The organism is Rahnella sp. PCH160, from assembly GCF_047784855.1.
GTDB lineage: Bacteria > Pseudomonadota > Gammaproteobacteria > Enterobacterales > Enterobacteriaceae > Rahnella.
This window is the reverse complement of sequence record NZ_JBLOGT010000001.1, coordinates 1,817,499-1,844,318: the sequence shown is the minus strand read 5'-3', so window position 1 is coordinate 1,844,318 and position 26,820 is coordinate 1,817,499. Positions and strand designations below refer to the sequence as shown.

The 26,820-nt window shown below is 53.0% G+C and carries 16 protein-coding genes and 5 pseudogenes; 11 read left to right on the top strand and 10 right to left on the bottom strand.

Annotated features, from left to right (window positions below):
- The first annotated feature begins 162 nt into the window (after window positions 1-162).
- The 4 genes and pseudogenes from ACM5QY_RS08590 (at window position 163) to ACM5QY_RS08575 (ending at window position 4,971) form a co-directional block, all read left to right on the top strand.
- Window positions 163-2,073, top strand: coding sequence for an NAD(P)-binding protein (locus tag ACM5QY_RS08590; protein WP_416120191.1), 1,911 nt, complete (start codon window positions 163-165; stop codon window positions 2,071-2,073).
- Window positions 2,070-3,246, top strand: a pseudogene (locus ACM5QY_RS08585) (cytochrome c). Before ACM5QY_RS08590 ends, ACM5QY_RS08585 begins: the two are co-directional and overlap by 4 nt.
- Window positions 3,247-3,461: 215 nt before the next feature.
- Window positions 3,462-4,481 (top strand): DUF6973 domain-containing protein, encoded by a 1,020-nt coding sequence (locus ACM5QY_RS08580; RefSeq protein WP_416120189.1) that lies wholly within the window; start codon window positions 3,462-3,464, stop codon window positions 4,479-4,481.
- Window positions 4,468-4,971, top strand: coding sequence for a hypothetical protein (locus tag ACM5QY_RS08575; protein ID WP_416120188.1), 504 nt, complete (start codon window positions 4,468-4,470; stop codon window positions 4,969-4,971). Before ACM5QY_RS08580 ends, ACM5QY_RS08575 begins: the two co-directional genes overlap by 14 nt.
- Window positions 4,972-5,038: 67 nt before the next feature.
- Here ACM5QY_RS08575 and ACM5QY_RS08570 read toward each other — a convergent pair whose 3' ends face one another.
- The 4 genes and pseudogenes from ACM5QY_RS08570 to ACM5QY_RS08555 form a co-directional block, all read right to left on the bottom strand.
- Entirely contained in the window at window positions 5,039-6,445 is a 1,407-nt protein-coding gene (locus tag ACM5QY_RS08570) for an efflux transporter outer membrane subunit (protein WP_416122852.1), read from the bottom strand.
- A 34-nt stretch (window positions 6,446-6,479) separates the two neighbouring features.
- Window positions 6,480-9,605 (bottom strand): efflux RND transporter permease subunit, encoded by a 3,126-nt coding sequence (locus tag ACM5QY_RS08565; protein WP_416120187.1) that lies wholly within the window; start codon window positions 9,603-9,605, stop codon window positions 6,480-6,482.
- Window positions 9,606-9,608: 3 nt separating this feature from the next.
- A pseudogene (locus ACM5QY_RS08560) lies at window positions 9,609-12,801 on the bottom strand (efflux RND transporter permease subunit).
- Entirely contained in the window at window positions 12,798-14,132 is a 1,335-nt protein-coding gene (locus tag ACM5QY_RS08555) for an MdtA/MuxA family multidrug efflux RND transporter periplasmic adaptor subunit (RefSeq protein ID WP_416120185.1), read from the bottom strand. The pseudogene ACM5QY_RS08560 and the gene ACM5QY_RS08555 overlap by 4 nt, the downstream one beginning before the upstream one ends.
- A gap of 483 nt (window positions 14,133-14,615) precedes the next feature.
- Here ACM5QY_RS08555 and ACM5QY_RS08550 point away from each other — a divergent pair, with 483 nt between their 5' ends.
- The 3 genes from ACM5QY_RS08550 to ACM5QY_RS08540 all read left to right on the top strand — a co-directional run bounded on the left by ACM5QY_RS08550 (window position 14,616) and on the right by ACM5QY_RS08540 (window position 17,342).
- Complete coding sequence (locus ACM5QY_RS08550; RefSeq protein ID WP_416120183.1) at window positions 14,616-15,446, top strand: gamma-glutamyl-gamma-aminobutyrate hydrolase family protein; 831 nt, start codon at window positions 14,616-14,618, stop codon at window positions 15,444-15,446.
- The gene (locus ACM5QY_RS08545) at window positions 15,443-15,991 is read left to right on the top strand and encodes a M15 family metallopeptidase (protein WP_416120182.1); all 549 of its coding nucleotides are present in this window, start codon (window positions 15,443-15,445) and stop codon (window positions 15,989-15,991) included. Before ACM5QY_RS08550 ends, ACM5QY_RS08545 begins: the two co-directional genes overlap by 4 nt.
- Window positions 15,992-16,157: 166 nt before the next feature.
- Entirely contained in the window at window positions 16,158-17,342 is a 1,185-nt protein-coding gene (locus ACM5QY_RS08540; RefSeq protein ID WP_416120181.1) for a sugar transporter, read from the top strand.
- 66 nt (window positions 17,343-17,408) lie between these two features.
- On the opposite strand, the gene ACM5QY_RS08535 is transcribed toward ACM5QY_RS08540, so the two are convergent.
- On the bottom strand, window positions 17,409-17,825 hold the full coding sequence (locus ACM5QY_RS08535) for a DUF2000 domain-containing protein (protein WP_416120180.1): 417 nt from the start codon (window positions 17,823-17,825) through the stop codon (window positions 17,409-17,411).
- Window positions 17,826-17,957: 132 nt separating this feature from the next.
- Here ACM5QY_RS08535 and ACM5QY_RS08530 point away from each other — a divergent pair.
- A pseudogene (locus tag ACM5QY_RS08530) lies at window positions 17,958-18,164 on the top strand (Lrp/AsnC family transcriptional regulator); the annotation flags it as partial.
- A gap of 13 nt (window positions 18,165-18,177) precedes the next feature.
- On the opposite strand, the pseudogene ACM5QY_RS08525 reads toward ACM5QY_RS08530, so the two are convergent.
- A pseudogene (locus tag ACM5QY_RS08525) lies at window positions 18,178-19,504 on the bottom strand (IS4 family transposase).
- A gap of 84 nt (window positions 19,505-19,588) precedes the next feature.
- Between ACM5QY_RS08525 and ACM5QY_RS08520 the strand changes: the two are divergent.
- Window positions 19,589-19,870 (top strand): annotated as a pseudogene (locus tag ACM5QY_RS08520) (Lrp/AsnC ligand binding domain-containing protein); the annotation flags it as partial.
- 123 nt (window positions 19,871-19,993) lie between these two features.
- On the opposite strand, the gene ACM5QY_RS08515 reads toward ACM5QY_RS08520, so the two are convergent.
- From ACM5QY_RS08515 to ACM5QY_RS08500, 4 genes are all read right to left on the bottom strand, one after another.
- Complete coding sequence (locus ACM5QY_RS08515) at window positions 19,994-21,097, bottom strand: amidohydrolase (protein WP_416120178.1); 1,104 nt, start codon at window positions 21,095-21,097, stop codon at window positions 19,994-19,996.
- A gap of 35 nt (window positions 21,098-21,132) precedes the next feature.
- A complete protein-coding gene (locus ACM5QY_RS08510) occupies window positions 21,133-21,600 on the bottom strand; it encodes a YjiG family protein (RefSeq protein WP_416120177.1) in 468 nt (155 codons plus the stop codon).
- Window positions 21,593-22,273 carry a nucleoside recognition domain-containing protein gene (locus ACM5QY_RS08505; RefSeq protein WP_416120176.1) on the bottom strand — a complete coding sequence of 227 codons (681 nt, stop codon included), beginning with the start codon at window positions 22,271-22,273 and terminating at the stop codon, window positions 21,593-21,595. Before ACM5QY_RS08505 ends, ACM5QY_RS08510 begins: the two co-directional genes overlap by 8 nt.
- A 365-nt stretch (window positions 22,274-22,638) precedes the next feature.
- A complete protein-coding gene (locus ACM5QY_RS08500) occupies window positions 22,639-23,778 on the bottom strand; it encodes a M20 family metallopeptidase (RefSeq protein ID WP_416120175.1) in 1,140 nt (379 codons plus the stop codon).
- A 135-nt stretch (window positions 23,779-23,913) separates the two neighbouring features.
- Between ACM5QY_RS08500 and ACM5QY_RS08495 the strand changes: the two genes are divergently transcribed.
- Complete coding sequence (locus ACM5QY_RS08495; protein WP_416122851.1) at window positions 23,914-24,819, top strand: LysR family transcriptional regulator; 906 nt, start codon at window positions 23,914-23,916, stop codon at window positions 24,817-24,819.
- Between the two features lie 278 nt (window positions 24,820-25,097).
- Complete coding sequence (gene argG / locus ACM5QY_RS08490) at window positions 25,098-26,462, top strand: argininosuccinate synthase (protein WP_416120174.1); 1,365 nt, start codon at window positions 25,098-25,100, stop codon at window positions 26,460-26,462.
- The last annotated feature ends 358 nt before the right edge of the window (window positions 26,463-26,820 follow it).

Sequence of the window (26,820 nt, the reverse complement as noted above, 5' to 3'; positions counted from 1 at the left end):
AACTTGCCTGCCCAATCCATCATTCCTCATTTGCGCCCGCCATCACTCTTCCTAAGTCGCTCTTTATGTTAAATTTGTTAAACAACTGAGACATTTTGTAAGCACAGAACTTTTGCTGCACGGCTTCCGTGCGGGTTGATGGTGTAATTTTGAGGAAACAATATGGGCATCACTCGTCGTGATTTTTTAAACGGTGTGGCGATTACGGTCACTGCCGGTATGACGCCGTTCGAGGCGCTGCGGGCTTCGCCGCAAACCGCTGCACAGTCTTTGTATTACCCGCCTTCACTCACCGGTTTACGCGGTAATCATCAGGGATCTTACGAAGCCGCGCATATTCTCGGGCGCGAAGGGAAGAAAGTTGATCCTTCCGGTCTACCGGTAGAGGATGAGTTTGATCTGGTGGTGGTCGGTGCCGGGATCAGCGGGCTGGCGGCCGCGTGTTTCTGGCAGGAGCAGCATGGCAAGGATCAACGCATTTTGCTGCTGGATAACCATGATGATTTCGGCGGGCACGCGAAACGTAATGAATTCCACGTCGAAGATAAAATGTTGCTCGGCTACGGCGGCAGTGAATCTTTCCAGTCGCCGCGCACCAATTTCAGCCCGGTGGCGATGGGATTACTGAAAACGCTGAACGTCGATATCGAGACGATGGCGAAAGATTTCGATCAGACGTTTTACCCGGATCTGCATCTTAGCCGTGGCGTGTATTTTGACCGCAAAAACTTTGGCGTGGATAAAATCGTCAGCGGCGATCCGGGCCGTGCGGTGGCCGATGATATTCCGCCAGAGCGCCTGAATGGCCGAGATATCACTGCGTTCATCAGTGATTTCCCGCTGCCGGAATCCGACCGCAAGGCATTGATCGCCCTGCACACCGAAGCAAAAGATTATCTGCACGGCATGACGCAGGAAGAGAAAGTCGCCTGGGTTGACGGGCACAGCTATACGCAATTCCTGCGCGAGAAAGTCGGGCTCAGCGAGATGGCGATCCGTTACTTCCAGCAACGTACTAATGATTTTCAGGCCGTCGGGATTGATGCGACATCGTGCAGTGATGCGCGCATTTGCGCCCTGCCGGGGCTGGAAAATATGGGATTGCCGCCGCTGGATGCCGAATCGCTGGAAGATCTCGACCAGCCGTATATTTTCCACTTCCCCGACGGCAACGCCGGTTTAGCGCGTCTGATGGTGCGGCATCTGATCCCGCAGGTGGCACCCGGCAATACGATGGAAGATATTGTGCTGGCGAAATTTGATTACAGCCAGCTGGATAAGGCCGGACAACCGGTGCGTCTGCGCCTCAACAGCACCGGAATGCACGTCGCCAACGTGGAGCATGAAGGAAAACCGGCGGTTGACGTGACATACATGACCGGCAGCACGCTGCACCGCGTTCGCGCCGGGCAGGCGGTGATGGCCGGTTACAATATGATGATCCCGTACCTGGTGCCCGAAATTGCCGAAGCGCAAAAAGCGGCGCTGAAAGAGAATGTCAAAGCGCCGCTGGTGTATTCGAAAGTCGTGATCCGCAACTGGCAGCCGTTTATCAAGCTGGGCGTTCACGAGATTTACTCCCCCGCCGCGCCTTACAGCCGCGTGAAACTGGATTATCCGGTGAACATGGGCGGTTATCAGCATCCGCGCGACCCGAATCAGCCGGTTGGCCTGCATATGGTTTATGTGCCGACGCTGCCGGGCAGCGGCCTCAGCCCGCGCGAACAGTCGCGTAAAGGCCGTGCCTTATTGCTCGGCACTTCCTTCGATGCGCACGAAAAAATGATCCGCGATCAGCTTCAGGGCATGTTCGGCGAGGCTGGTTTCGACCATCAGCGTGACATCATGGCGATCACCGTCAACCGCTGGTCGCACGGCTATTCCTACTTCCTCAGCGGGATGTTCGATGATGAGGAACAGTCGCAGAAAACCATTCACCTTGCCCGCCAGCCGGTCGGCCGTATCACCATCGCAAACTCCGATTCTGACTGGAGCCCGTACGCTAATTCAGCGGTGGATCAGGCATGGCGCGCAGTGAATGAACTGACGGCAATGAAGAAGGATAACGCATGAAAAATCTGATGATTTTTGCCACCCTGATGGCGACAGCGGGCTCTGCGATGGCCATGTCTGAAGGGGAATACGTCGCCAAAACGGCAGACTGCGCGGCCTGCCATACCGCGCCTGATGGCAAGAGCCTGACCGGTGGCGTGCGTTTTGCCACGCCGCTCGGGAATGTTTACTCCACCAATATCACCCCGGATATTCAGCACGGGATTGGCGACTACCGTTTCGAAGACTTCGATAAAGCGTTACGCAAAGGCATCGCCAAAGACGGTCATGCACTTTATCCGGCGATGCCCTACACCTCTTACGTGAAAATGAGCGAAAAGGACATGCGCGCGCTGTATGACTATCTGAGGAAAGAGGTGAAACCGCAGCCGGTCGCCAACCGCGACAATGACATCAGCTGGCCGTTATCCATTCGCTGGCCGATGCACGTGTGGAACAGTGTTTTCCTCGAAGATGGCGAATACATTCCGCAATCAGAACAGAGTGCGCAATGGAACCGGGGGCGTATCTGGTGCAAGGTGCCGGACATTGCGGTGCGTGCCACACGCCGCGCGGCTGGGCGCAGCAGGAGAAAGCGGTTAATCAGCAAAACATGGGGTATCGGAGCGGCGGTGAAGCCGATGGCTGGTCTGCGCCTTCGTTGCGTGAACTGAACATTAGCCAGGAAGGACTGGTGACGTTGCTGAAAACCGGCCGCAACGCCCACGATGCCGTCAGCGGTCCGATGGGTGATGTGATCACCAACAGTACACAATTTATGACCGACGCCGATCTCAACAGCATGGCGGTTTATCTGCTGAGTCTTAAAGCGAAAACGCCGCAAAAACCGGCTAAACCTGCCGCTGCGACGCCTGCCGGACAACAAACCTTTATGCGCTATTGTTCAACCTGCCACGGGGTGAATGGCGAGGGAAAAGTGTTCGCCATTCCTGCGCTGGCGGGCAATCTGACGGTCAATGCTGAAGATCCGCAAACCTTGCTGCGGGTGATCCTCAGCGGGGGCAGACACCGGTCACCGCTGGGCACATGGCCAATACGATGCCGGGATACGGCTGGGCGCTGACCGACCAGCAGGCCGCAGACTTAACCAATACCCTGCGTGCCAGCTGGGGAAATCATGCAGAAGAAGTCACGCCGGGCGATGTGGCTAAGGCACGTAAAGCCGGGAAATAGGTCCGTGCGGGGCCGGGGTAACATCCGGCTCTGGTTCCGGCTGTCATCAGATGCGGATACCGGTTTGGATCGGAACAAAATATATTTTTTATTAAACAATGACTTTTCCTCAATTAACATCACATATTTTTCCTTTCATCAGGTTTAATTTGTCAGTGGCTCAATTCTATTTTTAATAATGCCGGGCAATAAAAACCTCAAAGGAAATGCATTCAATGTCACATGGACCGTATAAAGAATACGTTGTTGACGGGGCTGAAATGAGTTGCTCAGCCTGCGGCACGCACAATGACGCCAATCCTGCATCTCTCCCGGCATCAATTAATGGAGGGTTTTATATTCATAGAGTTGATACTAAAAGAGTGACTATTCAAAGCAAACGGGTATGCACTGAGGAGGATAAAAAAATCCTCTGCAAAGCGCCGTTATATTGTATGAGAACAGGGATGACATGCACACCAATATTAGGCGAATGGATAAATTTCCGGGGAAGAGCGGCGAATGTTAAAACCAAGGGTTATCATTTTTTACTGGATGATGCCACTATTCAATGTGAGAAAGGCGGAGGAATACTGACGTTCGCAAACTCCGGGCAGACATTGCATAAACCATTACCAATCATGAATTTTAAATTAATCCCATCGAAAGCAAGAGAAATATATTTTGCATTGTCAAACCCAATAGCCGCTAACAAAATAGGTCAGTATAAAAAAAACGGGAATAACATTTCAACGATAGCCGTTTTGTTTGCAAGCAATATTCACCTTCCTCAACCGGAAGTTAAAGAGGGTACAAAGGTTAATGCCTTCAGACATTCATTCTGGCAGGCTATGATAACCAGTGAATATGGGCAAGATATCTCATCCGACGCGGGTAATGCTCATGAAGAAAACCCCATGTTGTTACAGGAAATTGCCGACCTGTCACAAAGAGGGCTGGTCGTAAGTTCTCTTTTGGACATTGAAGTTGCTGATGAAATAGCAGACTTACATAATAATATAATCGGCCGGAAATTAGGCTACGAAAATCAAACACTCAATAACAGTGATTTAGCAGAAAAACTTCTGGAGATTTTTAAGGAAAGTGGTTTGTATATTGCAGAAAAATACAACGACACAAAATACTACAAGGTCAGAAAAGATAACATTGATCAAGAGACTTATGATAAGGCAATCGAAGCGATTCATCGTGGTCTAGATCCTAAAAACAAGGATCGCCAGAATGAAAGGGGTTAAGCGGAATTATATTTTCATCGCATTAGCACTTGCGATAATCACGTATTATCAGGCCAGAAGTTATAATGTCATGGGTAGAATAATTGATTCCTGTCAGGTTGAAGACTCAACGATAGCATTAAAAAAAATAATACCTATTGACTGGGACACATTATACATAGTGAGTGGCCCTGAGAATTCAGAGCATTTTTATCAAAGATTTCAATTAACAGGAAACAAAAACGTTACGCGTGAAAACGAAATATCCTTGTATTTTATTTTAAAAAATAAAGCTGTATACATTGAAAACTACAATGAAAATTCAAAAATTAGAGTGGGCATAACCTCAATTGATGATCCTTATATTGAATTCAAAGCCACGCGTGCTTCAGAAACAAAAATGAACGGCAGTCGGGTGGTTGCAATCTACGACAATAAAGAAATACTCAGATTTCCTTTGTTTGATCAATTATTTGATCCCTGCATCCCCACGCCAACAGAGCAAAACTAAGGATTCAGTATCTCTACAGCAAGGCCACAAAAATGTGTCTTTGCTGTAGAGATTAACTCATCTCAAATCACTTCCCCACATCCCCGCTCCAGCCACCACCCAGTGCGGCGATCAGTTTTACGCTGGTGACCATCTGGGTGCTTTGCAGCGAAAGAACGCTTTGCTGCTGGGTCAGACTGGTGTTTTCGGTGGTGGCGACGTCGAGATAGTCGATCATCCCGGCCTGATACTGGTTGTTGGTGACGCGCGCGGATTCTTTGGCGGAGTCGGCGGCGTTCTGGCGGGCGACAAGTTCAGCGTCGATCGTGTGCAATTCCACCAGATAATCTTCCACTTCCTGCATTGCGGTTAACACGCTCTGGCGATAGCTGGCGACATCGGCGTCATACGCCGCTTCGGCTTGCGCGACTTTTCCGCGCGTGGCACCGAAATCGAGCACGGTCATGCTGAGTTCCGGGCCCAGCGACCAGACGCGGTTCGGCAGGGAGAACAGGTTATGCAGCGCGGAGCCAGTATAACCGCCGCTGGCGCTGAGGGTCAGATCCGGGAAGTAGGCAGCGGTGGCGACACCAATCGCGGCGTTGGAAGATGCCATCGTGCGTTCAGCGGCAGCGACATCTGGACGGCGTTGCAACAGCTGCGATGGCAATGCGTCCGGTACCGCCGGCAGGTTCAGTTTCACGTTGCTCGCGGCCAGGCTGAACTGCGCCGGGGGTTTGCCGATCAATACCGCGATGGCATGTTCGAGCTGCGCGCGCTGCCATTGCAGGTCGAGCGCCGAGGCTTTGGTGCTTTCCAGCTGCGTCTGCGCCTGTGCCAGCGTGCCGCGCGAGGTATTCCCGCCCGCATACTGATTCTGAATGACCGTCAGATAACGCTGATACGCATCAATGCTTTGTTTATACAGCGCAATTTGCTGATCCATGACACGAAGCTGGAAATAATCCTGCGCCAGTTCGGACTGAGCGCTGAGCGTTGCGTCCGCCAGATCGGCCTTGCTGGCCTGCGCGCTGGCATCCTGCTCTTCCGCCGTGCGGCGAAGTTTGCCCCACAGATCCAGCTCCCAGCTGGCACTGAGCTGCGCCGTCTGTTTGTTGGAAACGGACGACGAGGTGGCGCTGCGTGTGCTGCCTGCGGTCGCGTCTACGGACGGGTAAAGATCAGATCGCGCCTGTGTCACCAGCGCCTGCGCTTCACGGTACTGCGCGGCGTACTGGGCGACGTTTTGGTTAGAAATCTGCACCTGACTCAGCAGGGAAGAAAGCTGCGGATCCTGATAAACCGACCACCATTCGCCTTTGCTCTGGTTATCTTTCGGGACAGCCGCCGTCCAGCCTTTGGCTTCTTTAAACGCCACCGGCATCGTAACGTCGGGCCGTTTGTAATCCGGGCCGACGGCACAGGCGCTGACCAGCAGGGCCAGCGCCAGCGGAGCAAGACGGAACACGAGAAAACGCGGTTTTTGCAGAGTCATCAGATTCGCTTCAGGGTAAGAATTCATTGTTTTATCAGTCATGAGAGCTGACCTCCGGCGGTGTCGCATGCGGGCGCAGACGGTGCCATAAACGGTGCGTCGCTCGGCTGGTGCGATCCATATACAGGTAAACCACCGGCGTGGTGAATAAGGTGAGGATCTGGCTCAGCGCCAGACCCCCGGCAATCGCCAGCCCCAACGGACTGCGCAGATCCGCGTCGCCGCCGCTGCCCAGCGCCAGCGGTAAAGCGCCGAAGAAAGCCGCCAGAGTGGTCATCAGGATCGGACGAAAACGCATCAGGCAGGCCTGGGTGATCGCCTGTTGCGGCGACAACCCGAGCCGCCGTTCGGCATCCAGCGCGAAGTCGATCATCATGATCGCATTCTTTTTCACGATGCCGATCAGCAGCAGGATCCCGATCAGCGCGATCACCGTCAGTTGGGTATTGGTCAGCAGCATCAGCAATAACGCGCCCAGACCGGCCGACGGCAGCGTCGAGAGGATCGTCAGCGGATGAATGTAACTTTCATACAGCACGCCGAGCACGATATACACCGCCGCCAGCGCCGCCAGAATCAGCCACGGCATGGTTTTGGTCAGCGCTTCAAATGCCTGCGCCGTACCGGCATAACTGCCGTGAATGGTGTCCGGCAAACCAATCTGCGCCATGGCGGTTTTCAGCGCGGCCTGCGCATCTTCCAGCGCATAGCCGTCCGCCAGATTGAAGGCAATGGTCGTGGTCGCCGTCTGCCCCTGATGCGAAACCGACAGCGGCGAATTCGCCCCGCTGAACGTCGCAAAAGCGGATAACGGCACCTGCGCGCCCGCGTCGGTCACCACGTAAAGCTGGTGCAGCACGTCCGGGTTGCTGGTGTAATCCGACGTCAGGTTCATCACCACGTGATACTGGTTCAGCGTTTTGTAGATCGTGGCGATCTGCCGCTGACTGAACGCGTTGTTAAGCAGCGTGTCGATCATTTTCACGTTCACGCCAAGCTGCGTGGCGCGATCGCGGTCGATGTTGAGCATGATTTCCTGCCCGCCGGTCTGCGAGTCGGAATCCACGCCGGTCAGTTGCGGGAGTTTCGCCAGCGCTTTCTGTACCTTCGGTGCCCATTCGCGCAGCAGGGAAAGATCGTCAGCCTGTAAGCTGTACTGATATTGCGCATTCGCGCTGCGGCCGCCGATATGCAGATCCTGCGCCGCCATCAGGAACAGCTGCGAACCGGGCACTTTGGCAGTCGCCATCATCAGGCGGTTGGCTACCTGATTGGCGGTCGCGGTGCGTTTATCAAAATCTTTCAGGCGCACGAAGAAGGTGGCGGTATTACGCGCCCCAAACCCGCCGCTGCCCGCCGAACTCATCACGGCTTCCACGGCCGGATCGTCCTGAATGATCTTGCTGTATTTCAGCACCTGCGGCTGGATCGACTGGAATGACGTGTTCTGATCCGCACGCAACATGCCCATCAGCATGCCGGTGTCCTGATCCGGGAAGAAGCCTTTTTCAACCACCGTATAAAGATAGAAATTGAGGATCACGGTGAGGAACAGGCCGACCAGCGTGACCAGCTGATGGCGCATCACCCAACCGAGCGCGGCGGAATAGGCCGCCAGAAGCCGGTTCAGGCCACGTTCGATCATCCGGTAAATGCGCGGCTGACGTTTTTCCACCGGCGGTTTACGTTTCAGAAAACGGGCGCACAACATTGGCGTCAGGCTCAGCGACACCAGCATCGAGATGATCAGCGAAACGCTGAGCGTTACCGCAAATTCACGGAACAGACGCCCGACGATACTGCCCATCAGCAGGATCGGGATGAAAACGGCGATCAGCGAAAGCGTCATCGAGAGCACAGTAAAGCTGACTTCCTGCGCCCCTTTGATCGCCGCGCGTACCGGCCCCATGCCTTCCTCGATATGCCGCGTAATATTTTCCAGCACCACAATGGCGTCATCCACCACGAAGCCGGTCGAAATGATCAGCGCCATCAGCGAGAGGTTATCGAGGCTGTAGCCGAGTAAATACATCACCGCGCAGGTGCCGATTAACGATACCGGCAGCGCCAGCGCGGGGATCAGCACCGCATTCCAGTTGCGCAGGAACACGAAAACTACCGCGATCACCAGCAACGTGGCTTCAAGCAAAGTCATTTCGGTATCGCGCAGGGACGCGGAAACGTTCGGCGAGCGGTCGAGCGCCAGATTAAGCTGGACGTCGCCCGGCAGGCTTTCTTTCATCAGCGGCAGCGCGGCTTTGATTGCCTCGATGGTTTCCAGCATGTTCGCGCCAGCCTGGCGCGTCACGCCAATCATCACCGACGGCGTGCTGTTGTAATAGCCGACGTTGTATTTATCTTCAACGGAATCATAAACATTGGCGATATCGCTGAGGCGAATCGCCGAACCATTGATGTAGGTAATAATCAGCGTTTTGTACTGCGCGGCGGTGCTTTGCTGGCCGTTGCCTTCAATCATCCACGACTGATTCTCGCCTTGCAGCAACCCTTTTGGCAGGTTACTGGTGCTGTTAGCAATCGCCTTACGAATGGTATCGAGGGAAATGCCGTAAGACGTGACCGCCTCCGGACGCAAATCAATGCGCACGCCCGGCAGTGCAGATCCGACCAGAGAAACCTGCCCGACGCCGTTCACCTGCGCGATTTTCTGTTGCAGCTGGCTGGAGGCAATGTCGTACAGCTCGCCCTTGCTGCGCGTGGCCGACGTCAGCGCCAGCATGATGATGGGCGCGTCCGACGGGTTGGCTTTGCGGTAGGTCGGCAGCGACGGCATGCTGCTCGGCAATAACGATCGCGAGGCGTTGATCGCCGCCTGCACATCGCGGGCGGCACCGTTAATGTCACGGTCTAAATCGAACTGCAAAATGACGCTGGTGGAGCTTTGCGAGCTGCGCGAGGTCATTTCCGTCACACCAGCGATTTGCCCGAGCGCCCTTTCCAGCGGCGTGGCGACGGTGGCCGCCATGGTTTCAGGGCTGGCGCCCGGCAGGCTGGCGCTCACCAGAATGGTCGGGAAATCCACCTGCGGCAGCGGCGCGACCGGCAACAGACGATACCCCAGCAAACCGAGCAGAAGGATCGCCATCGTCAGCAGTAAGGTCGCGACCGGGCGTAAGATGAAGAAACGCGAGATGTTCATCGGTTATTCCGCCCGCTGTGCTGCACGCCGGTGACGTGGGTTAAGGCGGTGAGATAAACGGTCAAACATCAGGTAGATCACCGGCGTGGAGAACAGCGTCAGGATCTGGCTGAAGATTAAACCGCCGACGATCACCAGCCCCAGCGGCTGACGCAGTTCAGCACCAGATCCGCTCGCCAGCATCAGCGGCAACGCCCCAGCAGCGCGGCCATGGTGGTCATCATGATCGGGCGAAAACGCAGTAAACACGCCTGATGGATAGCTTCACGCGGCGATAAACCCTGCCGGTTTTCAGCGTCCAGCGCAAAGTCGATCATCATAATGGCGTTCTTTTTCACGATACCGATCAACAGGATCACCCCGATCAGGGCGATCAGGCTGAATTCCGTTCCGGAGAAGATCAGCGACAGCAACGCCCCGACGGCCGCCGACGGCAACGTGGAGAGGATCGTCACCGGGTGAATAAAGCTTTCGTACAGAATCCCCAGCACCACATACATGGTCAGCAGCGCAGCCAGAATCAGCCACAACGTGTTGCCGGTGGCGCTTTCAAACGACGCCGCCGCGCCCTGATAACGCAGGGTGATGCTGTCAGGCATCGCGATATCTGCCACAGTGGTTTTGATGGCCTGCTGCGCCTGTTCCAGCGAATAGCCGTCTTTCAGGTTGAACGATACGGTCACCGCCGGGAACTGATTCAGTCGCGCCTGCAACAGCGCGCCGGTGCGCATATGAATTTTCGCAATCGACGTCAGTTTGATCATGCCGTTAGTCGCACCGGAATTGGTGGTGGTCGCGCCGCTGTCGGCCGTCGTCGTTGAGGCCGTGGTGGCGGTTGTCGCGACCGTGCCGGATGAGGACGTACTGTTGTTGGTCGCCAGATACACATCATCAAACGAGGCCGGAGACTGCTGGAACTGCGGTGCAACTTCGAGCACCACGCGGTACTGGTTTGCCTGGGTAAAGATGGTGGAAACCAGACGCTGGCCGAACGCGTTATATAACGCGGTATCGACGTCTGACGCCGTAATGCCGTAACGCGCAGCGGCGTCGCGGTCGAGTTCGACATACGCGATTTGCCCCTGATTTTGCAGGTTGCTGACCACACCGGTGAACTCCGGCAAAGCGCTGAGTTTTTCCAGCAACGTCGGCGTCCATTTCACCAGATTTTCGCTGTCGGCATCATCAAGCGTGAACTGGTACTGGCTTGGCGTGACCTGATCGTCAACGGTCAGATCCTGCGACGCCTGCATATAAAGCTCAATGCCAGGCACCCCTGCAGTTTCCTGTTTCAGGCGTTCGATAATCGCCGGCGCGCGCGCGCTGCGCTCATCAAAAGATTTCAGGCTGATCTGCAAACGGCCACTGTTCAGGCTGGTGTTATTGCCGTCCACGCCGATAGTAGAGGCCACACTTTCGACATCCGGATCGTTGAGAATTGCCGCCGTCAGTAACTGCTGGCGACGTCCCATCTCACTGAAAGAGACGTCCTGCGAAGCCTGCGTGATGCCCTGAATCATCCCGGTATCCTGCGACGGGAAGAACCCTTTCGGCACAATCACATACAACAGTGCGGTGAAGACTAACGTCGCAGCTGCCACCAGCAGCGTGATGTTCTGGTGATTCAGCACCACGATCAGCATGCGGTCGTAACCGGCAATGATTTTGTCGAAAAACTCGCCGCCTTTGCGGTAAAACTTGCTCTGTTTTTCTACCGGCGTGTGGCGCAGTAAATAGGCGCACAGCATCGGGGTCAGCGTCAGCGAAACGATCATCGACACCAGAATCGACACCGCCAGCGTGATCGCAAATTCACGGAACAGACGCCCGACCACATCGCCCATAAACAGCAGCGGGATCAGGACGGCGATCAGCGAGAACGTCAGGGAAATTATCGTGAAGCCGATTTGCTGCGAGCCTTTCAGCGCCGCCTGCATCGGCGTTTCGCCCTCTTCCAGCCGCCGTGAAATGTTTTCCACGACCACAATCGCATCATCGATAACGAAACCGGTGGCAATCGTCAGCGCCATCAGCGAAAGGTTGTTGAGGCTGAATCCACACAGATACATCACGCCAAAGGTGCCGACCAGCGAGAGCGGCACGGCAACGCTTGGGATCAGCGTTGCCGCAACATTGCGCAGGAACAGGAAAGTGACCATCACGACCAGTGCAATTGACAGCAGCAATTCGAACTGTACGTCGCTGATCGACGCGCGAATGGTTTGCGTGCGGTCAGACAAAATACTGACTTTGACCGATTCCGGCAGGGCTTCCTGCAATTTCGGCAACTGCGCTTTAATCGCATCGACCACCTGAATCACGTTCGCGCCCGGCTGACGCTGAACGCTGATAATGATCGCCGGTTGCTTGTTGGCCCAGGCGGATAAAAACTGGTTTTCCGGTGCTTCGGACAGCGTCGCCACATCGCTCAGACGCAGCGCCGCACCGTTTTCATAGTTAACGATCAGCTTGCCGTACTCGTCTGCGGTACGTAACTGGTCGTTGGCATCGATAGTAATCGAGTGATGCGGGCCGTCGAAACCGCCTTTGGAGCCGTTAACGTTGCTGTTACCGATCAGCGTATTAATAGTTTCCAGGCTGATGTTGTGCGCCGCCAGCTTGCGCGGATCGACCTGCACGCGAATAGCAGGCTGGTGCCCGCCCGCCAGCGTCACCATACCGACGCCGGAAATCTGCGACAGTTTCAGCGCCACGCGGGTATTCACCAGATCCTGCACTTTGGTCAGCGGCAGCGATTCAGGCGTCACCGCCAGCGTGAGCACCGCCGCATCCGCCGGGTTGACCTTTTTATAGGTCGGCGGATTGGGCAGATCGCTGGGCAGCAGGCTGTCAGCGGCATTGATCGCCGCCTGCACTTCCTGCTCGGCGACGTCGAGCGACAAATCCAGCGAGAATTTCAGCGTAATAATGGAGGAACCGCTGGCGCTGGTGGAATACATCTGGCTCAGACCCGCCATCTGGCCGAGCTGGCGTTCAAGCGGCGCGGTAATCCCCGACGCCATAACGTCCGGGCTGGCACCCGGATACAGCGTGGTCACCTGAATGGTCGGATAATCGACCTGCGGCAGCGCCGAGGTCGAGAGCATGTTGTAGGCAAAAATCCCGACAACAGCACGGCGACCATCAGCAAAATGGTCGCGACTGGCCGGAGAATAAAGAGGCGTGAAGGATTCATTTAGACCCGCTGTCTTTACCGGCTTCGTTTTTACCGGCGTCAGCGTTATCCGCACCGCTGGTGGCTTTATCCACGCCGCCGCTTTGCTGACGCTCTTTGGAAGAACCGCCCGCTGCGGCCGCATCCAGTGAGTTTGCTGTCACGATCTGGACTTTCGCGCCGTTGGTCAGACGGTCAATCCCCGTCGTCACCACCTGCTCACCCGGATTGACCCCCGACAAAATCGCTACCTGATCGTCACCAAAGTCCGGGCCGGACTTCACCGAACGGCGCTCAATGGTGTTATCGGCTTTCACCACGTACACAAAATCGCCGTCGCTGCTCAGTTGCAGCGCCGCCGCCGGGATCACCGTGGCGTCTTTCAGCACGGACACCTGTAAGCGGGCGTTCACAAACTGGTTCGGATAGAGCTTCTCATCGGCGTTGTCGAACAGCGCTTTCAGCTTGATGCTGCCGGTGCTGGTGTCAATTTCGTTACTGATAAACTGGAGTTTGCCCTGATCGAGCACTTCGCTGCCGTCCTGATTAAACGCCGTGGTTGGCAACTGATTTCCGCCACGCAGCGCTTTGAGTAAGGTTTGCAGATTGCTCTGCGGCACGCTGAAGGTCACAGCAATCGGCTGGGTTTGGGTGATCGTCACGATACCGGTGGTGGAACTGCTGGTGACCATATTGCCCGGGTCAACCAGACGCAGACCGACATGCCCGCTGACCGGCGCGGTGATTTTAGCGAATTCAAGATTCAGCCTGGCCGCCGAGATTTGTGCCAGATCGGCTTTCACTGCGCCTGCATACTGACCGGCGGTGGCCATCTGGCTTTCCAGATCCTGACGCGCCAGGGAATCCTGCGCATACAGTTTGCGGTAGCGCGCTAACGTCAGTTCAGCACTTTTCGACAGTGCCTGATTCTGTGCCAGATCACCCTGATATTGTTCCAGCGTCGCCTGATAGCTGCGCGGGTCAATCTGCGCCAGCAACTGCCCCTGCGCGACTTTCTGCCCTTCGGTGAAATACACCTTCATTAATTGGCCGTCGACCCGGCTGGTCACGGTGACTGTCGCATTCGCCACGACCGTACCCAGCGCACGCAGATAAACCGGGACATCCGCCTGCGTGGCTTTTCCTGCCTGCACCGGTGTGTCCATGCCCATCATCATCTGGCCACGCATCGCTCGCATACCGCCCCGACCGCCCGGACCTTTTTTGGCCGTGTGATCAGAATCGCTTTGGTGGAAAGCAAAAAACCAGACCAAGATCGCAGCAACGATAATGGCGACAATAACCCACACGATGGTGCGTTTTTTGGAACGAGAAGAGGCAGTCGGCAGCATAAATTTCTTGGTTTCGCAGTATTAATGGGGAGAAAACAGCTGAAATAAGACCTTCAACCAGAGATTTTCTTATGTCATTCATTCGATAGTCACAGCGCATTATCCCTGAAAAGGTCGGGTGGCTGTTTTTAGGACAACGTAAAGATTTCGTTAGCAATTAAGAAATTCCATTTCAATCGCCCGCGTGAATTATACGCGCTCATTTTGCCTCCAGGCATCCCCAATGTTAAGAGGTAAATGAGAATGAATATTGAAGACGCCGACAGAAAATTATCAGGAAGTGTCAGCCTGCATCGAAATTTTGTCAGGAAAACGCAGGGTTAGGGCAGAAAACGACCTGTCTTACCACCTGAACGGGTGATAAAACCAGAGCTAAATCCTGAAAATACGACCTATTGATAATTTATATTGTTTGCGTCGACCCCGACTTGATATTGTGAATTTTCTGATTGTTATTCAGCTTCATGGCAGGGACCCGGACGAATGCAGACAAAATTTCAATCCAGACCAGTCATCGGTGTCACGTTGGACAGTGAAGAGGCGGGCGGTTACGCCGATTTTCCCTGGTATGCGTTGCGTCAGAATTACATGAGCAGCCTGGCGGAGCTGGGTGCGGTGCCACTGGCGTTGCCACACCACGCTGAACTGGCCGACGAATATCTGGCGCTGTGCGACGGCATTGTCGTGACCGGCGGCGCGTTTGATGTCCCTCCTGAGCTGTTTAATGAGACGCAAAACAGCGATCAGGTGCGCCTGAAACCCGGCCGAACTGAATTCGAAAAAGCCATCGTCAAAGGCGCGATGCAACGCAATATGCCGCTGCTGGGCATTTGCGGCGGCGAACAATTGCTGGCCGTCTTAACCGGCGGCACGCTGCATCAGCACATTCCCGACGCACTGCCCGATGCGCTTGAACACAGCACCACGGTGGACACCGAAAATGCCGGGGGCAAAAAACGCGCGCGGCATCCGGTTGAAATTGTTGAAGGCACGCTGCTGAGCCGTTCAGTCGACCGTGATCATTATGAAGTGAACAGCTCGCATCATCAGGCGGTGAAATCCGTCGGGCCGGGTTGCATCGTCAACGCCTATGCGCCGGACGGTGTGATCGAAGGCATTGAATGCGAAGGGTATGATTTTTGCCTTGGCGTCCAGTGGCACCCGGAATATCAGCAACATCAGCAGGATACGCAATTGCTTAATGCGTTTGTCGCCGCAGCGTCACATTATCAGCACGCCATGCGTTCTTCCGGTAAAGCCATGACAGAAGTGATGAACGACGTGATTACCCGCACGGGAAATGAAAAGGCATGAATCAGGCGGCGCTGAAAGCCAGAACCGGACAGATTCTTCTTGAGCTGAATATCGACCCGGATGTGATTGCGCACCGCACGCTGCCTTACTTCGAAGAGGTCAGTGAGCACTTACTGGTGGACGCTGAAACTGACGCCGATACCGGCAGAATCTTCCGGCTGATCGCGCCCGCCGCACAGGCATGGCGAGAGATGAAGCAACGGGCCGCCGCCGACGGTATTGGCATTTATCTGGTTTCCGCGTGGCGCAGCCTCGATTATCAGGCCGGATTAATCCGCACCAAACAAGAAGCCGGGATCGTGCCGGAAGACTTTTTTACCTCACTGGCACCGCCCGGATGCAGTGAACATCACACCGGTTGCGCCGTGGATATCAATACTCCCGGCTGCGATGAAGTCACCGGTATCTTTGGCGAAACCGATGCTTTCCGCTGGCTTGAGGCCAATGCTGCGCGCTTTGGCTTTGTGATGTCGTTTGCACAGGATAATCCGTGGGGATTCATTTATGAGCCGTGGCACTGGTGCTGGCATCCGGCTAAAAAGTGAGTGACGCCCGTCACATCTGCCATAACTAAAATTGTCCCCTAAACATTTATCTGTTAGGCCAATTTTCTGTTTCATTTTTAGAACAAATAAAACACACTATGCCCTCAGAAGGCTTTCCGCGTCGAAGGCCTGATCTTTACACCTTCTTAAAAAGTCATAAATTTCAATGCAATCAGATACCGTTTCGCGCAGGACAGCATGGCTTCGCGTTGTGATGATGGCTATTGCCGCGTTCATCTTCAACACCACTGAATTTGTGCCTGTCGGGTTGCTTTCCGACATTGCCGCCAGTTTCAATATGCAGACAGCACAGGTTGGCCTGATGCTCACCATCTATGCGTGGGTCGTCGCACTGATGTCACTGCCATTGATGCTGCTGACCCGCAATATTGAGCGAAAGCGCTTACTGATCGCGATTTTCATCCTGTTTATCGCCAGCCACATTTTGTCCGTCGTCGCCTGGGATTTCTGGAGTCTGGTGGCATCCCGCGTGGGTATTGCCCTCGCCCACGCCATTTTCTGGTCAATTACCGCCTCGCTGGCAATCCGTGTCGCCCCGGCCGGTAAAAAAACACAGGCGCTGAGTATGTTAGCCACCGGCACCGCGCTGGCTATGGTTCTCGGGCTGCCGCTCGGGCGCGTGATTGGTCAGTATCTTGGCTGGCGCACCACGTTTATGAGCATCGGCGTCGTCGCGCTGCTGACGCTGATTTGCCTGATTAAACTGCTGCCGCCGCTGCCAAGCGAACACACCGGTTCCCTGAAAAGTGTGCCGATGCTGTTCCGCCGTCCGGCGCTGGTGGGGATGTATGTTCTGACCGCACTGATAGTGACCGCTCACTACACGGCGTACAGCTACATCGAACCGTTCATCCAGACCGTGGCCAATATGGGTGAAAACTTCACCACATTCCTGCTGCTGATCTTCGGTGGCGCGGGGATTTTCGGCAGCATCCTGTTCAGCGTGCTCGGCAACCGTTTCCCGGCGGCGATGCTCAGCGGCCCGATTTTGATGGTGACGCTCAGCATGTTGCTGTTGTTTGTCGCGGTAATGAATCCGGTCGCTATTTCAATACTTTGCGTCGTCTGGGGGCTGGCAATGATGATTATCGGCCTGGCGATGCAGGTGCGCGTGCTGGCACTGGCGACCGATGCGACTGACGTCTCGATGGCGCTGCTTTCCGGCATCTATAACATTGGTATCGGTGCAGGCGCGCTGATTGGTAATCAGGTGAGTTTGCATCTGGAAATGAGCAACGTCGGTTATGCCGGTGGTCTGCTCGGGTGTATCGCGTTTGTCTGGTGCCTGACCATTTTCAAACGCTACCCGCAGCTCAAAGTGACGAACTGACAGGGAAAAAGCGTCTCTGACAAGACCGGATACGATTCCTGTATTCGGTCTTTTTTGTTTATGGTTTCAACGTAATAACTTGAGATTTCCTGTCAGCGATTTAATCCACTTTTCCGGCCCGACAAAACCCACGCCATCCAGCACTTCATCGTATAAATCCCGCAGCGGGAAAGCCTGTTCGTATTCCTCAAACGTATGCATCGTGCGGGCAAAAGCCGGGAATGGCACCACACTGCGCTCCCCTTGTGCCTCAAGCGCTTTGAACATCAGCGCCTTAATGTGATCCGGCGTCGCTTGTAAAATCGGCAGCGGGTATTTCGAGATAACGTCGGTGGCCATCCCTTTTGCATCGCACAGCGAATGGCCTGCCAGCATCGGAAATTTTGCCGCCAGACCAATACCAATCACCCCCGCCGTATTCGCCAGTAATCCGGGCGGAAGATCAGGATTGAGGATAATTGCCAGCCGGAGAGTGTCTGTCATGTTTGCGCCCTTTTTCATCGTTATTGATACAAAAATCATAACCGCCCGTGGCTGAAAGGTGCTTTCTTTTATCGCTGTAAAATGCCCTAATTGGGTTATTCCTTTCAATAAATATTCTAAAAAAGGCAGGTTATGTCTACATCGGAAATTTCACCGGCAGATCTTCGCATTCTCAGACAACTTCAAAAATCAGGACGTATGACCAACCAGGAGCTGGCTGAAAAAGTCGGCATGGCGGCCTCACCTTGCTGGCGGCGGATGAAACAACTGGAAGAGAGCGGCGTGATTACCGGTTATCAGGCCAATCTCGACAGAAAAAAAATCGGGCTCGGGCTGCTGTAATGCCAGTCAGTTAAGCAACTGACTGGCTTTTTTCCTGTGCTTTTGGATACTTCCGGGGTCTTTCCTTCACCACTCTCGGAAAGGCCCTTTCTCTTCTTATCGGCAGCTTCACCATCTGCGCCATACTCTCCAGATTACGCAACAGTTCGGGGATCCGGCCCGGAGATGCGCCCTGAAGCGTCATTAACATCCTCATCACCAGACTGCACGAGTCTGAGAAGCTTAGCTGATTCGGCCAGTAACCCTTTAGGGTTTTAGACATCTTAATCATCTGATAACGAACAAGATTATAGGCTAGTAATACCCCCATAACTCCTGCTCGACAAGTTCTGGTTTTTTACTTCTCAGCGTTAACCGACTCAGTAACATCGTCTGCTTAATTTCACGATAACCCAGTTCGATTTCCCAACGGTGGCCGTAGAGATCGGCCATTTCCCCCCCGGGTACCGCATGGCATCTGTCATTGAGGTCAGCAGATGGCAGACTTTGCCTTTACGGGTAAACGTCAGAAGGCGAGCCGTCATTTCCTCCCCCAGATCAGGCCACTTTTTCCGGGCCTGAGGACTGGTTTTCATCCTTATCAGATGATCGCCTTTACCGAGTTTTCGCACCTCTTCGTACTGCGCTCCTTTTTTCAACGGGATCATCCAGTGACGGCTCTCTCCCGCCTGATGCCAGGCATTCAGCAGCCCCAGAGAATAATAACCTTTATCGAGTAAAGTCAGTGTGTTATCGCCTGTTTGTTCTATCAGTTTTTCTGCCAGCGTATATTCGCTTTCTTTCATCGTACCGAAGGCGGCAGCCGTAAGCAGGTGGCTGGTCAGTTCCATCTGGCAGACCATTTTCACCTGCGGATAAAGCCCCGGTTGCCCGGCATAGGTCTGTCGCGGGAAAGCCACATCATTTTCTGGTGTATCCTGGGTTCGCCAGACGACACCGTCCACCGCCAGTAATGTCAGACCACACCAGTGTGGATGGGTGACGGAGTTGTGCCACACCTGTGCCGTTTGGGTAAACACGCGGCGAACGGCATCACTTCCCAGGCGCTGGCGGGCCTGGATAACGGCGCTTGGGGCAACGAAGGGCCGGTTGCCGGGGAGCATAATATCCAGACGGTTCACGATTTGGTGGAGGGGTTCTTCGCGTTCGAGCGCCATGCCAATGATGCACCAGACCATCATTTCCAACGGGAGACGGCGTTTACGCAGCGTGACGGAACCTGACTCGGCCAGACAGCGGGAGACAAGGTCGGGATCCAGAACATCACCGAGAGAAGTCAGAGGGTTACGGGTAGAGTCGTAGCAGGAAACGAGCTCAAGAGCCTGAGCAATGCGCATAAAAAAAATCCAGAAACGAAGAACGTTTCTGGATTTTTACACAGCCACTGGATCGTTCAACTGATCCTTAACTGATCGGCATTACTCGGGCTGCTGGCATTTATCCGTGTGAAAATCGATAGCCACAGCGAGGAAGATGCACAGCGTTTTGAGCAGCAGGTCGGCGCGTTGCCGCCGGTGATTGCCTGCTATGCGATTGCCGGTGACGCTGATTTTTTGTTGCAGGTGGTGGCGAAAGATCTCGACAGTTTTTCCAGTTTTGCGATGGAAGTCGTGCGGCGTTTGCCAGGGATTAAAGAGATGCAGACTTCGTTCGTACTGCGGGAAGTCAAACCACTGGATGCGTTGCCGCTGGACGATTTATAGCAACATGCCCGGCCGGTGCCGGGCATGTTCAGACTTACTTTAGTGTCGCTAAAATCACGCTGGACGCTTTGACCAGCGCCAGATTTTTCTCAAACGTCAGGCTCAATAAAGGTCAGCGTGCACTTACCCTAATACCTTCTCCACACAGCTTTTAAAGACTCTGACGCCAATGTCCAGTGCCTCAAGATCAAAGCGCATTTCAGGGTGATGCAGGCCAGGCGTAAGATTTGCGCCCAGCCCCCAGAACCCGGTTTTGACCGTCGGCCGCTGGCGGGGATAATGGAAGAAATCTTCACTGCCTGGCGTGAATTTCGGCTCAGTCAGCCCTTCTTCGCCGAGCACTTCTGCAATGGATTGGGCAATAAGTGCGGTCACATCACCATCAACTTCCGCCGCTGGCATTTCTTTCGTCACATGAATCTCCACCGTGGCTCCTATCGCCGCCACGCTGTGCTCAATGGCTTTAAGAACTTTCGCCTTCAGCTCATCCATTGGTTCGTTATGTTGAGAGCGTAAATCCCAGCATACGCGCGCCAGGTCAGGGACCGAGTTCGTCACGCCTGCATCACACAGAAAACGGGTCGCCTTCACGCTGTAAGTGAGGCTTGGTGCGAGATGGATAGTATTCACCGCCTGAACGGCTGCGACTGCAGCATCCAAGGCGTTGATTCCCAAATGTGGACGCGCCGCATGAGAAGGAACACCAGTGATGATGGCTTCGACTGTGGCACAAGCCGAATAATACATAGCAGGCACAGCTTTACCCATCGGACATTCTTCGAGAGGACGGACGTGAAAACCCAGCAACATATCCACATCATCAATAACTCCGCCTTCGACCATAGCAAGCGCACCGGTTCCCAACTCTTCCGCAGGCTGGAACAGAATTTTCAAGCGCCCTTTTTTAACGATGCCTTCCTGTATGATTTCCTGCGCGGCGGCCAATACCACTGAGGAATGACCATCGTGACCACAGGTATGCCGCGCTACCCGTTCGCCGTTAATGATATGGCCAAGAGCGTCCATATCAGCGCGCAGCGCCATGACCGGACCGGGTTTTCCGCTGTCGATTTCAGCCACAATCCCGGTGGTTCCGTTGACGTTACGTGTGACCTTAAAACCTGATGCCTCCAGCGCCTGCGTAATATAGGCAGACGTTTTGAATTCGACAAAACCCAGTTCAGGGATCAGATGCAGATGTTGATAATGTTCAATAGCTTTGGACATAAGCGAGCTCTCCGGAAATGTAGATTTTTTCAGAATCAGGCAAAAATACGCATCAGGATCATTGAGATAATGGCGTTCAGCACACTGGTCAGCATCAGCAACGGCCAGTATTTTTTCGGCACATCGGCCACGCCCAGCAGACGCCCCATGTACTGGAGTTGCGAACCCATCAGGAAAATCGCCGGCACCAGAATAGTGATTTGGGTCACATCCAGCGTGCCTTTAGTCAGCAGGCTTATCGCCACACCGGTTCCCGCTGAAGAGGAAAGCCATGAGGTTAACAACACAGTGACCGCTTCACCGGGCAGCCCCAGCAACCCCATTAATGGCGCGAAAATATGGCCGACCAGTGTCATCACGCCCAGCAGATTCAGCATTTCCGAGATCACATATGCCATAACCACGTTTGGCATCAGATTATTAATGGCAATATTAAAGCCTTTACGGGCACCAACGACAAAAATATCGAACGGATTTGAGGAAGTGCGGATCGAATTACTCATTTTCAAAATCTCTTTTATAAACAGTGTTCAACATAAAACGGACAAATACAGCACCTACAAATTTCATCACAAACATCACGACCAGTGGAATAATGACTGGCATCGTTAATGAAGCAAACATAGCGGAACCGATAGAGAAATAGTTATTGATCAACCCGGCACCGGAATACTGCCAGGCCCCCATAATCACAACATCTTTCTTTGTCACCTGTTTATTATCATAAAGCTCTTTACTTAAAGCCGCACCGGCATCGGTACTTTGCAGATCGGTAATTAACGCCAGACCGGTATGACCTGGAATACCTAATATTGGTTTGAGCAGTGGCGTTAATAATTTATGTGCAGCGCGAATAGCACCATAATGTGTAAATATTTCCAGCAACCCGAGCGCCAACATGACTGTCGGCACTAAGGACAGCGCAAAGAGAAAACCAGCTTTTGCACTCACTCCACCCGCGCCCACAAAGGTGCTGCTTTCGCCTTTCATGGTGCCAAATGAACCACCGAGCGTAGTGAAGTCAAATGCGCCCAGCCATGCCATGCCGTCAACTTTCAAAAATGCGCCAGAGAACAGCAGGATAACGACAATCAGCGACACGTATGCGCCCTTGCCGACTTTCCATTCATCCACTTCCGCAGTGGCGTTTTCATCTGATATTCGTGTGTCGCTCATTTTACTTACCTTCTCTGGTATTTACCTGTCATGAAAATTTTAAATAACGATTGTCGTCATTTTTCAATCAATACTTTTGTGAAAAATAAAATTATCTATTCAACATCAGAATCCTGCCCATCATTTATTTTAACTGTCTGTAGTACAGCAGGAAACGTGCCAACTTTCGCTTTTAAATAAATCAGTAAATAATGAAGGATAACGATAAAAATAATACATGGGAAATAGCCTTCATCGTAACAAAGGCTTTTATGGTGAAAAATCAAATTTTAATAAATAACGCGATGACGCATTGCACCAATTTTTTATTTACTGCACCAACTGAGTGCCCGCGAATTTCATGTCATGCTCCATTCATAAAAATTTCATGCGTCTGAGCGCTCATTGCCCCGGATTATTTCTGCTATTAACGCTGCTCTCAGTGGAATATCTGCAATAATAATGTGCTCATCTCTGGCGTGAATGCCTGAACCGGTCGCACCCAGCCCGTCGAGCGTAGGAATGCCCAGTGCTGAGGTAAAATTGCCGTCACTGCCACCGCCGACCGCCTTACCTTTCAGCTCGATGCCCAAACGTCTGGCTGACTGTTGTGCCTGTATAAATAACGCCAGATTTTGCGGCGTCTGTTCCATTGGCGGGCGTGACATTCCGCCTGTCACAATGACCTGCGAACCGGGTAGATGCGGCTGACAATCTTTTATTGCGGCTTCGACCCGCGCCGCTTCCGCCATATTCGTCACGCGTAAATCGACACCCAGTACCGCGTGATCGGCAACGACGTTGATTTTACCGCCTCCGTTTGCCAGGCCGACATTCACTGACGTTCCGGCCTGCGGAGCATTCAGGTTATGAAGAGCTAAAATCTGATGCGCCATCTCCTGAATTGCGCTGATTCCGTCTTCAGGATTATTACCCGCATGCGCTGAACGCCCGGTTATTTTCACTTCAAACCGGCCGGACCCTTTACGGGCAATTTTAGCTTCATTGGTACTTGCGACTGCCGGTTCTGCTACCAGAACACGCAATGAACCCGCAGCACTGCGTTCGATCCATTTGCGCGAAGACGGGCTTCCCAACTCTTCATCAGAAGGACAAATAAACTGAATACGTTGCTGCGCCAGCTTGCCGGTTTGCATCAATGCCCGCACCGCCCATATCGCCTGCACCAGGCCACCCTTCATATCCAGAACGCCGGGGCCAAACAATTTGCCGTCTTCTTCCACCATCTCCAGCTCGCCGCATTCCCACACCGTGTCAAAATGGCCAAGAATGCTGGTTACCTCCTGTCCATTGCCGACACTAAACAGCAGATGATTACCCAATTTTTCCTGCGGAAAAACCTGCGCCTGAACATCCAGCCGCTCAGCCATCATGCTTTGCAGCACTTCACCACAGCTATCCACCGCCGTTTTGTTAAGCGAGGGCGATTGCGCCTGAACCAATCGTTTAATGTCACTGAGGATCAGCGCGGCATGTTGCTGCAGATAGTCATACGCGGTTTGCATGGAGTTTCCCGATGTCGGATGTCTTTTTTGTCGTCAATTTTGATTATCTACAACCCATCCTTTAATATAAATGTCGTATCTCAGACTATATTGTTGCCTTTTAGTCAACAGTTACCGGACCGTTTTATGAGCCCAATGTTCCACGAAAAACAGATCAGTTATCTCTATGAGGTCGGAATTCAGGGCGGGATCCGCCGCGCAGCCGATATTCTGGGGATTAACGCCTCGGTAATCAGCCGTCAGATCGCGCTGCTTGAACGCAAACTGCAACTGCCGTTGCTCGAACGCAGCGGGCGTACGGTTGTCCTGACTGAGGCAGGGAAATTACTGGCGGATGATTTTTTTGAAAGCCGTGTTCGCCGCGAGAAGCTGGAACGGCATTTAAAAGATTTGCGCTATATGAAAGGCGGGACAGTCACCGTTCGTGTCGGAGCCGGGCTGGTCGATACGTTCGTCGAACATGTACTGAAAAACTTCGCGAAGTCGTATCCTAATGTTTTTGTGGAAATTGTCGCGGGAAACATGCAGGAAACACTGGCGTCGATTGTGCAGGGAGAGGCAGATATGGCGCTGGCTTTCGGCCCGATTGGTAACCCTGAACTAAAGCGACACAGTTTCCCGTGGGGGCCCATTTGCGCAGTGGTCAATCCGCAGCATCCAATCGCACATTTGAAAACGGTATCGATTGAGGAACTGAACAAACACCCGTTGATCTCCCTCAGTGAGACGTTCGGTTTGCAGCGGCACATGAACGCGATGTTCCAGAGTAAAGGCTTTCTGTTCACCCCCGCTTACCGCTGCAACCTTTTCTCCACCGCCATGAGCCTGAGCATTTCAGGTATGGGGATTTCCTTTATGAGCGCACAAGCCGCTGGCGAACGCATTGAACATAATATTCTGGTCGCAGTGCCTGTCGATCATCCTATTGCCACCGAAGCTCAGTGCCATTTGCTGCGTAACTCGGACCGGCGCTACACGCCAGCAGCGCATCATTTATGGCAGTTGCTGCTGAATTTTTTCCAGAGCCAGAACGCGCGGTGAATTCTCCCTTTCCCAGGGAGATGGAGTTGATTTACTTTGGCCATTTCCCGCTTTAGATTTTAACCTGTTATCTGCAAGACAAAACCGGTAAAGATGTCACATATACGTTTTAAGGTGTTTTGAATGAAACAACGCTCACCACGCGTGATTACTAAATAGTCATGCAATTAAATGCGCATAAATATGCAAAATGTCTTTTACCCGACGCCGGTTTTGCGATATTAATATAAGCATTGAGACCTTTACCAGACTGACCTAATTCATACAGGATTTTATCGATGACAACTATTCTCAAGCACCTTCCTATCAATCAGCGTGTGGGTATTGCTTTCTCAGGCGGTCTGGACACCAGTGCAGCACTGCTCTGGATGCAGAAAAAAGGGGCGATTCCTTATGCCTACACGGCCAACCTGGGCCAGCCTGATGAAGAAGATTACGATGCCATTCCGCGTAAAGCGATGGAGTACGGTGCAGAGAAAGCCCGCCTGATTGATTGCCGTAAACAACTGGTTGCGGAAGGGATTGCGGCCATTCAATGTGGTGCATTCCATAACACCACGGCGGGTGTCACTTACTTCAACACCACCCCGCTGGGCCGTGCCGTTACCGGAACCATGCTGGTTGCCGCGATGAAAGAAGACGGTGTGAACATCTGGGGTGACGGCAGCACTTACAAAGGTAACGATATCGAGCGTTTTTATCGTTACGGCCTGCTGACCAATGCTGAGCTGAAAATTTATAAACCGTGGCTGGATACCGATTTTATCGATGAACTCGGTGGCCGTCATGAGATGTCAGAATTTATGATTGAATCCGGTTTCGATTACAAAATGTCGACCGAAAAAGCCTATTCCACCGACTCCAACATGCTGGGCGCGACTCACGAAGCCAAAGATTTGGAATTCCTCGATTCCGGCGTCAAAATTGTTAATCCGATTATGGGCGTAAAATTCTGGGACGAGAATGTCGTTGTAAAAGCGGAAGAAGTGTCTGTCCGTTTCGAGCGCGGTTATCCTGTTGCTCTGAATGGCGTGACTTTTGACGACAGCGTTGAGCTGATGATGGAAGCGAATCGCATCGGCGGCCGTCATGGTTTGGGCATGAGCGACCAGATTGAAAACCGTATTATCGAAGCCAAAAGCCGTGGCATCTACGAAGCTCCGGGGATGGCACTTCTGCATATCGCTTATGAACGCCTGCTGACCGGTATTCATAACGAAGATACCATCGAGCAATATCATGCAAATGGTCGTGTTCTGGGACGTCTGCTGTATCAGGGCCGTTGGTTTGATCCTCAGGCGCTGATGCTGCGTGACTCCGCTCAGCGTTGGGTCGCCAGCGAAATCACCGGTGAAGTGACTCTGGAACTGCGTCGTGGCAATGACTACACCATCATGAATACGGTCTCTGAGAATCTGACTTACAAACCAGAACGCCTGACCATGGAGAAAGGTGATTCCGTGTTCTCACCAGACGATCGTATTGGTCAGCTGACCATGCGTAATCTGGATATCACCGATACCCGCGAGAAGTTGCATAACTATGTTGAAACAGGGTTATTGTCATCCTCAGCCACAACAGGTTTACCGCAGGTGAACAACAATAATCTGCCCGCGCGCGGATTACAGGCTAAGAATAAGTAATTGTTGCTAGCATAGAATGAAGCAGGTTTGGGTGAATCGCCTGAATCTGCTTGATCAAAACCAAATTCCCCCGCCATCCTTTTACACTCTCTTTCTCATAGTAATCACCTATTTTTATTCGATTTTGTATTATTTAATCAAATTTTTGACAGGTAAAAGCAACGTACAGAAAATACGAATAAAAGTGATTGGGTAGTGAAATTTTTGGGTAATGAATAGAGTTAAAGAAAGAAGCGTTTGGAGCGGTGAAGGGAGTAGAATCAACACAAACAAACCCAGATAAAATGGTAAACCAAGAGTTTTAAAAGACGATTCTATACACAAACATTTCTGCTTGAATCTTTTTCGTATGTTTTTT

Bases quoted from the DNA above. Each gene is read 5' to 3' on its own strand.
- ACM5QY_RS08590 (WP_416120191.1), top strand. From the start codon at position 163: ATGGGCATCACTCGTCGTGATTTTTTAAACGGTGTGGCGATTACGGTC.
- ACM5QY_RS08580 (WP_416120189.1), top strand. From the start codon at position 3,462: ATGTCACATGGACCGTATAAAGAATACGTTGTTGACGGGGCTGAAATG.
- ACM5QY_RS08575 (WP_416120188.1), top strand. From the start codon at position 4,468: ATGAAAGGGGTTAAGCGGAATTATATTTTCATCGCATTAGCACTTGCG.
- ACM5QY_RS08570 (WP_416122852.1), bottom strand. From the start codon at position 6,445: ATGACTCTGCAAAAACCGCGTTTTCTCGTGTTCCGTCTTGCTCCGCTG.
- ACM5QY_RS08565 (WP_416120187.1), bottom strand. From the start codon at position 9,605: ATGAACATCTCGCGTTTCTTCATCTTACGCCCGGTCGCGACCTTACTG.
- ACM5QY_RS08555 (WP_416120185.1), bottom strand. From the start codon at position 14,132: ATGCTGCCGACTGCCTCTTCTCGTTCCAAAAAACGCACCATCGTGTGG.
- ACM5QY_RS08550 (WP_416120183.1), top strand. From the start codon at position 14,616: ATGCAGACAAAATTTCAATCCAGACCAGTCATCGGTGTCACGTTGGAC.
- ACM5QY_RS08545 (WP_416120182.1), top strand. From the start codon at position 15,443: ATGAATCAGGCGGCGCTGAAAGCCAGAACCGGACAGATTCTTCTTGAG.
- ACM5QY_RS08540 (WP_416120181.1), top strand. From the start codon at position 16,158: ATGCAATCAGATACCGTTTCGCGCAGGACAGCATGGCTTCGCGTTGTG.
- ACM5QY_RS08535 (WP_416120180.1), bottom strand. From the start codon at position 17,825: ATGACAGACACTCTCCGGCTGGCAATTATCCTCAATCCTGATCTTCCG.
- ACM5QY_RS08515 (WP_416120178.1), bottom strand. From the start codon at position 21,097: ATGTCCAAAGCTATTGAACATTATCAACATCTGCATCTGATCCCTGAA.
- ACM5QY_RS08510 (WP_416120177.1), bottom strand. From the start codon at position 21,600: ATGAGTAATTCGATCCGCACTTCCTCAAATCCGTTCGATATTTTTGTC.
- ACM5QY_RS08505 (WP_416120176.1), bottom strand. From the start codon at position 22,273: ATGAGCGACACACGAATATCAGATGAAAACGCCACTGCGGAAGTGGAT.
- ACM5QY_RS08500 (WP_416120175.1), bottom strand. From the start codon at position 23,778: ATGCAAACCGCGTATGACTATCTGCAGCAACATGCCGCGCTGATCCTC.
- ACM5QY_RS08495 (WP_416122851.1), top strand. From the start codon at position 23,914: ATGTTCCACGAAAAACAGATCAGTTATCTCTATGAGGTCGGAATTCAG.
- argG (WP_416120174.1), top strand. From the start codon at position 25,098: ATGACAACTATTCTCAAGCACCTTCCTATCAATCAGCGTGTGGGTATT.